The organism is Vibrio sp. 2033, assembly GCF_033339735.1.
Map to the genome: position 1 here is coordinate 1 of NZ_JAWOVC010000860.1, position 514 is coordinate 514.

General features: G+C 47.1%; 1 protein-coding gene. It reads right to left on the reverse strand.

From position 1 onward, the window contains the following. A partial coding sequence (locus R7P74_RS29500; RefSeq protein ID WP_318124307.1) for a DUF3943 domain-containing protein occupies positions 1 to 489 on the reverse strand: 489 nt, incomplete at its 3' end. Positions 490 to 514 lie beyond the last annotated feature (25 nt).

The following is a 514-nucleotide window of genomic DNA, read 5'->3' on the forward strand; positions in this document are numbered from 1 at the left end:
TGCCGCTGTGTAGTAAACACCGCCAAAGTATGGGTGCATGATGTAGTTTAGGAAGTGTTCGTCACGGTCCCATACCGGGCCATCAGAAACGTTATCTTTCCATTTGCTACCCAGCTTGCTCATGTCGCGGTCTTCTTCGTCCCACTTAGTAATGCTTTCAGGAAGAAACGTCATCAAACCAACAGTAGCCACACTCAGGCCAAGAATGGTGTACGTCTGGCCCATTAGGTAATCCCAGTCCTTATCTTGAGGAACGATAAGGTGTCTAGGCTGAAGGCCTGCGTCAAGATTTAAAGAATCATCGTTATTCTGTTCAAAAGCAAGACTGCGATTTTGAGATTCGAAGGTGTACAGATTGGTTGTTTCGCAGTAACCTGACATACAATCAGGCGTGTAAGAAAACTCTGAGTGGCGGCTCATATCGTACTGGCTTGCGTTAGCAACGGCCGACGTCGTCAGTAAGAGTCCTGCGAGAGTCTTCTTGAACATGGATGATTTTGACACAAAGGTCTCC